This is a genomic window from Microvirga sp. P4_G7 (assembly GCF_056401005.1).
The window spans coordinates 1-881 of sequence record NZ_JBFUKD010001042.1; the positions used below are offsets into that span (position 1 = coordinate 1).

Below are 881 nucleotides of genomic sequence, written 5' to 3' on the forward strand. Positions count from 1 at the left end.
CCGTCGGGCCGCACGATCATGCGCGCACCGACTTCCCGCGGCGCAGAGCCTTTGACTCCGTGGACGCTCACGAGGGCAGCTGCGCCGTGCTCGGCAACGATCTCCGCCAGGCGCTGCCACGTCTTCACGCCATCGGCCTCCCGCGTACGGCCTCACATGCCCGCAAGATCGCTTCGGGCGTCGCCGGAGCATGGAGTGGGACAGGCTTTGCAGGATCAAGCGCGTGAACGGCGTCGCTCAAGGCACAGAAAACACTGATCGCCAGCATGAGCGGCGGCTCGCCCACCGCCTTCGAGCGATAGATGGTGTCCTCCCGGTTGGCACTCGGGAACAAAGCCACGCGAAAATCCTCGGGAACGTCGGACGCAACCGGGATCTTGTAGGTGGACGGCGCGTGAGTGAGAAGGCGCCCTTCTTTGTCGAAGACCAGCTCTTCCGTCGTCAGCCAGCCCATGCCCTGCACGAACCCGCCTTCGATCTGACCAATATCGATCGCCGGATTGAGCGACTTTCCGACATCGTGCAGGATGTCGATGCGCGTGACCTGGTTCTCACCGGTCAGCGTGTCGACGATCACTTCCGCACAGGCTGCGCCATAGGCGAAATAGAAGAAGGGCCGCCCCTTCGCCTTTTCCCGGTCCCAGTGAATTTTCGGTGTCTTGTAATGGGCGGCCTCCGACAACGCGACGCGTCCGATGACACACTTCTTCGCCATTTCGGCGAATGCCAGGCTTTCGTTTCCGATGAAGACGCGATCGTCGCGAAACGCGATCTGATCAGCGGGAACGTCATAGGCCTGCGCCGCGAAGGCCGTCATCCGCGCTTTGATCGCCGCGGCGGCGATGCGCGCGGCCATGCCGTTGAGGTCCGATCCCGATGAG

At 63.2% G+C, this 881-nt stretch carries 2 protein-coding genes; both read right to left on the bottom strand.

What is annotated here, in order from left to right; all coding sequences use genetic code 11:
- The coding region (locus AC1DT3_RS22875) for an XdhC family protein (RefSeq protein WP_477467453.1) at positions 1-128 on the bottom strand (128 nt) is incomplete at its 3' end.
- Positions 125-881 (bottom strand): molybdopterin cofactor-binding domain-containing protein (locus AC1DT3_RS22880; protein WP_477467452.1); only part of this gene is annotated, 757 nt, incomplete at its 5' end. The genes AC1DT3_RS22875 and AC1DT3_RS22880, both read right to left, overlap by 4 nt.